Genomic DNA, 5,718 nt, shown 5'->3' on the forward strand with positions numbered 1-5,718 from the left:
ATCCCGGGCGCCCTGCCGCCGGCTCCGCCACACCCGGGGACCACCCGACTTCCCGCCGACCGTCTCCACCGCCGTCACCACCTCCCGACCCGCCCCCGCGTCCGCCGGGGACCACGACCTCCGCCGACGGCGACGGGAGCACCGCCGCCCTGGTGAATCCCGGCAACGCGGGGTGCGTGTCACCGATTGTCTGCCGATGCGATGTGCCTACGGTGCCGAAGCCGGGCGCGGCTGCCGGACGATCAGCCGTGTCCGGGCCCGGATCCCACCTGTTTGGCGGGCGGTGGGCACCCCGGCGTGACGGCCGGGGAGGACCACCCTCCGCGCGGACCACGCAGCAGCCCCGCACCGCACCGCCGCACTGCGGCACACCCCTGTGAGGAGAGACAGTTGACGGACCAGCCGCTTGTCGCACGGCTCGAGGCGCTGCTGCGCGACCACTTCGAGATCGCCCCCGAGGCGGTGCGCCCCGAGGCCACCTTCAGGGAGCTGGAGATCGACTCGCTGGCCATGGCCGAGATCCTCGCGATCCTCGAGGACGAGGACGGCATCAGCCTGCCGCCGACGCTGCCCGGGCTCGGAGGCGACACCACCCTGGCCGACGGCTTCCGGATCATCGCCGAGGCCGCCGCCCAGCCCCAGGGCGAGACCGCCGGGGCCGCCAGGTGAGCCCGGCGATCGCGGTCACCGGCCTGGGCGTCGTCGCCCCGGGCGGCGTCGGGGTCAAGGAGGCCTGGGAACGTCTGCTCAGCGGTGTCCCCACCGCGGCCCACGACCCCGAACTCGAGGGCATGCCCGTCGACTTCTCCTGCCGGATCGACGACGACGCGATCGCCGCCCGGCTCGGCCGCGGCCTGCGCTGGCGCACCGACCGGTTCATCCAGTTCGCCGTCATCGCCGCCCGGGAGGCCGTCGACGACGCCGGCCTGTACCCGGAGGAGTGGGACGGCGACCGGGTCGGCGTGGTCATCGGCGTCGGCGGCAGCGCCATGGCGCACCCGGGGGAGTACACCAAGCTGGCGGAAGGCCGCTTCGGCGCGATGACGCCCAGCCTGGTGGCGCGGAGCCAGCCGGGCATGGCGGCCGGCGAGGTCTCCATCGACCTCGGCGCACGCGGCCCCCTCCTCACCACCAGCACCAACTGCACCTCCGGCGCCTCCGGCATCGCCATGGCCAAGCTGCTGCTGGACTCCGGCGCCTGCGACATCGTCGTCGTGGGCGGGGCCGAGTCGGCCCGAAACACCTGGGGCTCGGCCGCCTTCTGGCGGATGGGCGCCCTGTCCACCCGCGGCGACGACCCGGCCGCCGCCTCCCGCCCGTTCGACGCCGACCGGGACGGCTTCGTCCTCTCCGAGGGGGCCGGGGTGCTCGTCCTGGAACGCGAGGAGCACGCCCGCGCCCGCCGCGCCCGCGTCTACGCCCGCCTCGCGGGACAGGCGCTCTCCGCCGACGCCCACCACTGCGTCGCCCCGGAGCCCGGGGGCGCGGGAGCGGTCCGTGCGATGCGCGCCGCGATCGCCGACGCGGGACTGACCCCCGCCGACATCGACCACGTCAACGCGCACGGAACCTCGACCACCCTCAACGACATCGCCGAACACCTCGCCCTGCGCTCGGTGTTCGGCACACCGCCGCCGGTCACCGCCAACAAGGGCGTCTTCGGGCACGCCATCGCCGGCGGTTCCGCGATGGAGGCGGCGTTCAGCGTGCTCTCCCTGCACCAGCAGGTCATCCCGCCCACCGCCAACCTGCGCCGGCAGGACCCGGAGATCGACCTGGACGTGGTGGCGGGCCAGCCCCGCCGCGCCGCGCTGCGGTCGGTGATCTCCAACTCGGTGGGCTTCGGCGGGCACAACACGGCGCTCGTGTTCACCGCGCCCTGACGGCGTGCGGCCCGGGGCCGGGAAGCGTCAGCCGCCCTCGCGCGGACGCGGCTTCCCGGCCTCGAGGTCCGCGGTTCGCCGGCGGACACCGGCCAGGTGGCCGAGGAACACCTCGGGCGCGTCCGGGGTGAGGGACCGCAGTGCGACCAGAGCCGTCAGCGCACGTCGCACAGCTCCGCCCGGACGTCGTCCCAGTCGTGGGTGACGCCCTTGCGCGGGTTCTGGCCCAGCGTGCCGATCACCGCCTGCGCCACCTCGCCGACCTCCTCGGACAGCTTCAGCATGCGCAGCAGCAGCTCCTGCTCGGGCGGGCGCGTGTTGCTCCGGTCCAGCCAGGCCCACAGCGCCTCGACCGACGCCCACATGCCGTCCGCTTCCGAGCCCGCGTGCGGGGTCACGTCCTCGTGCGGGTCCTTGCCGCCGTGCGCGTCCACGTCGCCGTGCGGGTCCACGTCCTCGCGCACGGGTCAGCGCTCCAGGACGACGCGGCCGCCGATCTCCACCCAGCCGTGCGGCTGCGGCGCGGTCAGGATCTGGGAGCCGGTGCCCTGGGTGATGTTCAGCGCCCGGCCCAGCTGCCCGGTGAGGAGCAGCGCGGCGGCGCCGGTCGCCTCGTCCTCGTCGATGCCGTCGTCCCGGCCGGGGAAGGCGCGGGCACGGACCCGCCCGGCGGCCTCGTCCTCCCAGGCCCAGGCGTAGATCCACTCGCCCTTCGGGGGCACCTCCAGGGCGTCCACCTCCACGGCGGAGGCGTACTGGCGCAGCACCCGCGGCGGCGCCCACTCGGCGCGGGCCTCGATCCAGGCGAACTCGCCGTCCAGCCGGACCCCCACCTCGCCGGCCGCGGTGACCAGGGAGGGCACGTCCAGCAGCCAGGCGGTGCCGACGCAGGGGTGCCCGGCGAACGGCAGCCGCAGGGTCGGCGTGTAGATGTCGATCACACCGCGCTCCGGGTCGTCGACGAACACCGTCTCGCTGAAGCCGATCTCGGCGGCCAGCGCCTGCCGCTCGGTCTCGCCGGGGATCTTGGAGCCGTCACGGACCACGGCCAGTTCGTTGCCGTAGCCGCGCCGCGCGTCGCAGAAGACCCGGAGCACGTCGTAAGGAGTCACGTCGGGCATTCAAGCATCCCCCGGTACCGCCCGCGCCGACCGCCCGGCCCGGGTAGGGTGCCGCTGCGTAAGCCGGAAGGAGAAGGCGAGTTGAAGAGCACGTTGGGGCGTCGCGTCCTGCCGGCCGCGGCGGCCGCGATGTCCCTGGCCCTGAGCGGGTGCGTCGTGGTGCACGGCGAGCGGGAGGTCCTGCCGACCGCCACCCCCGAAGAGGCCCGGGACGCGCTGCGGGAGTTCACCGACGCCTACAACGCGGCGGACAAGGCGTACGACCGGAGCCTCGACGAGGACCGGGTCACCGGCGCGTTCGGCGACATGGACGGCGCGCGGCTGAAGGCACGCCGCGCCAACCACCCCGGTGGCAACTCCCGGCACGAGCCGCTGAAGCTGACCGACGCCCGGTACACCATCCCCGCCAAGGCCGGCTGGCCGCGCTGGTTCCTCGCGGACGCGGCGGCCAACAAGGGCGGCGACGCCCGGTGGATGGTGGTGTTCGTCAAGGAGCACAAGGAGGAGCCCTGGCAGGCGGCCTACCTGACGCTGTTCGACCCCGACGACGTGCCGGAGTTCCGCAAGGACGAGGACGGCCACGCCGAGCCGGCCGTGGGCGGCGCCCCGCTGGCGGTCTCCCCGTCCGCGCTGAGCAAGGAGTACGCCGCGTACCTGGGCCAGGGCGGTGACGCCTTCGCGGAGGGGCCGCACACCAGCGTGGTGCGCGAGCAGCGGAAGAAGAACGAGAAGCGGCCCGGTCTCGTGCGGCAGTTCCAGGACGAGCCGCTGTCCCGGGGCGACTACGCGCCGCTGGGGCTGCGCACCGCCGACGGCGGGGCCCTGGTGTTCTTCGCGACGAAGCACTTCGAGAAGCTGACGGCGGCGCCGGGCACCGAGATACCCGTGCAGAACGAGGACGTGCGGGCGCTCACCACCGGCGAGATCGAGCAGACGCTGACCATGGAATACGTCTCGCAGCAGGCGGTGCGGGTTCCGCGCACCGGGAAGGTCGTCTTCCTGAGCCGGGTCCCGGGGCTCGTCGCGGCGCGCGGGGAGTAGCCGGACGGTCAGGCCGGGGCCGTGCCGGGGGCGGGCGGCGAGGGCCGCCTGTGCGGAAGGGCCCGGGCGCGCGGCCGGTGGGGTCGGCGCCGGTGGCGTCGGCGCCGGTGGGGTCAGCACTGGGGGGTTCAGCGCCGGAGGGTTCGGCGCCGGAGGGATCAGCGCTGGAGGGGCCAGACCGCGCCGGCCGGTTCCTCACCGGCGTACTTCTCGCAGGCGTCGGTGAGGGTCTCGAGGAGGATGAGGGGCTCCGGCAGCGCGTGCTCGGGGCCGCGCAGCCACCGGACCGACCGGCCGTCGTCGCCGGGCAGGCGGGCGGGCGGCACCAGGACGTAGGAACCGCGGCAGTGCCAGCGCAGCCCCGGATGCTCCTCCGTCGTCTCGGGGTGGGAGTCCAGCTCGCAGGGCCACCACTCGTCCTCGTCCTCGGGCGTACCGCGGGTCTGGGTGTAGAAGAACATCCGGCCGTCGTCGCTCTCGGCGACCGGGCCGACCTCGACGTCCTGCTCCAGCAGCCGCCCCAGCGCCGCCCGGCCCGCCTCCAGCGGGACGTCGAGCACGTCGTGGAGCATGCCGGTGGCGGTGATGAAGTTGGCCTCCGGGTCGCCGCTCGCCCAGCGCCCGATCTGCGCGGCGTCGGTGGTCGACTGGGTCTGCCAGGCGAAGGAGACCGGGTGCCGGGCCGGGGTGGGACAGCCCACGCGTTCGCACGAACACCGGTAGCCGACCGGGTGGGCCGCCGGCGCGAGCGGCAGCCCCGCGGCGGCGGCGGCCAGCAGCAGGGCCTCGCGGTCCTCCGCGCCCGTGACCTCCTGCGGACGGCGTCCGCGCAGCCACTGGGAGATCCTGCTCTGCCGGCCGGGACGGCCGCCGAACGTCGCGCTCATCTATCCCCTCGCCTCGCCGATGGTGCGGACAGCATGCCCCATGGTCGCACCGTCACGTTCCTCCTGGGCCGGCCGGCCACAAGACGCCTGGCGAGCGGATCGGAGGTCATTGCCTGATTTCATGGTAATTGCCGGGCTCCGCGGGCGGCCACGAGTCCCCCCAGTCGGCGTCCCGCGCGGCCTTGTAGAGGTCGCCGTGGCGCTTGGTGACCGTGTGGCGGCGCAGCTGCTCCTCGGCCTCGCAGAGGTCCAGCAGCACCTGCCCCTTGCGGATCTGCGGGCGGCGCACCACCCGCGCCGGGGCGGGGGAGACGTCCGTCACCGGCAGCCTGGTGGCGGCGACGTAGCTGAACTTCTCGTCCTCGTAGGACAGCGAACCCGCCTTCACCCGGCGGTGCAGGGAGGAGCGGCTGACCCGGGCGGAGAAGTGGCACCAGTCCTCGCCCGGCACGATCGGACAGGCCGCGCTGTGCGGGCAGGGCGCGGCGACCCGGAAGCCCGCGGCGATCAGACGGTCCCGGGCGGCGATCACCCGGGCGTAGCCGTCGGGGGTGCCGGGTTCGACCACCACGACCGAGCGGGCGGCGCCGGCGGCGGCGTCCACGACATGGGCGCGGTCCTGCTCGGTGAGCTCGCCGAGGACGTAGGAGACCGTCACGAGATCGGTGCTCTCGATCTGGAGCGCCGCTCCGATGCGTGAGCGCTGCCAGCGCGCGTCGGCGAGGGCAGGGTGGGCGGCGGCCAGTTCCTTGCCGAGGGCCAGCGCGGGCTCCGCCCAGTCCAGCA

At 74.7% G+C, this 5,718-nt stretch carries 8 protein-coding genes; 3 read left to right on the plus strand and 5 right to left on the minus strand.

Going from position 1 to position 5,718, the window contains the following annotated elements; translation table 11 throughout:
- Positions 1-390: 390 nt before the first annotated feature.
- Together HW445_RS16485 and HW445_RS16490 are read left to right on the plus strand one after the other, a co-directional pair.
- On the plus strand, positions 391-669 hold the full coding sequence (locus HW445_RS16485; protein ID WP_180221780.1) for an acyl carrier protein: 279 nt from the start codon (positions 391-393) through the stop codon (positions 667-669).
- Positions 666-1,883 carry a beta-ketoacyl synthase gene (locus HW445_RS16490; RefSeq protein ID WP_180221781.1) on the plus strand — a complete coding sequence of 406 codons (1,218 nt, stop codon included), beginning with the start codon at positions 666-668 and terminating at the stop codon, positions 1,881-1,883. Before HW445_RS16485 ends, HW445_RS16490 begins: the two co-directional genes overlap by 4 nt.
- A gap of 27 nt (positions 1,884-1,910) precedes the next feature.
- Here HW445_RS16490 and HW445_RS34430 read toward each other — a convergent pair whose 3' ends face one another.
- From HW445_RS34430 to HW445_RS16500, 3 genes are read right to left on the minus strand one after another with little or no spacing between them, the layout of a single operon-like run.
- Positions 1,911-2,054 (minus strand): hypothetical protein, encoded by a 144-nt coding sequence (locus HW445_RS34430; protein ID WP_374939663.1) that lies wholly within the window; start codon positions 2,052-2,054, stop codon positions 1,911-1,913.
- On the minus strand, positions 2,039-2,347 hold the full coding sequence (locus HW445_RS34435) for a MazG-like family protein (RefSeq protein ID WP_374939664.1): 309 nt from the start codon (positions 2,345-2,347) through the stop codon (positions 2,039-2,041). The genes HW445_RS34430 and HW445_RS34435 overlap by 16 nt, the downstream gene beginning before the upstream one ends.
- 3 nt (positions 2,348-2,350) lie before the next feature.
- Entirely contained in the window at positions 2,351-2,995 is a 645-nt protein-coding gene (locus tag HW445_RS16500; protein WP_180221782.1) for a PhzF family phenazine biosynthesis protein, read from the minus strand.
- A gap of 138 nt (positions 2,996-3,133) precedes the next feature.
- On the opposite strand from HW445_RS16500, the gene HW445_RS16505 reads away from it, so the two are divergent.
- Positions 3,134-4,045, plus strand: a complete 912-nt coding sequence (locus tag HW445_RS16505; protein ID WP_180221784.1) for a hypothetical protein — start codon at positions 3,134-3,136, stop codon at positions 4,043-4,045.
- 158 nt (positions 4,046-4,203) lie between these two features.
- Here the strand turns inward: HW445_RS16505 and HW445_RS16510 are convergent, their stop codons facing one another.
- Together HW445_RS16510 and HW445_RS16515 are read right to left on the minus strand one after the other, a co-directional pair.
- Positions 4,204-4,932: a bifunctional DNA primase/polymerase gene (locus HW445_RS16510; RefSeq protein WP_180221783.1), complete on the minus strand. Its 729-nt coding sequence runs from the start codon at positions 4,930-4,932 to the stop codon at positions 4,204-4,206.
- 106 nt (positions 4,933-5,038) lie between these two features.
- Positions 5,039-5,718 (minus strand): small ribosomal subunit Rsm22 family protein (locus HW445_RS16515; protein ID WP_218957058.1); only part of this gene is annotated, 680 nt, incomplete at its 5' end.

The organism is Streptomyces sp. UH6 (genome assembly GCF_013421635.1).
Classification (GTDB): domain Bacteria; phylum Actinomycetota; class Actinomycetes; order Streptomycetales; family Streptomycetaceae; genus Streptomyces; species Streptomyces abyssomicinicus.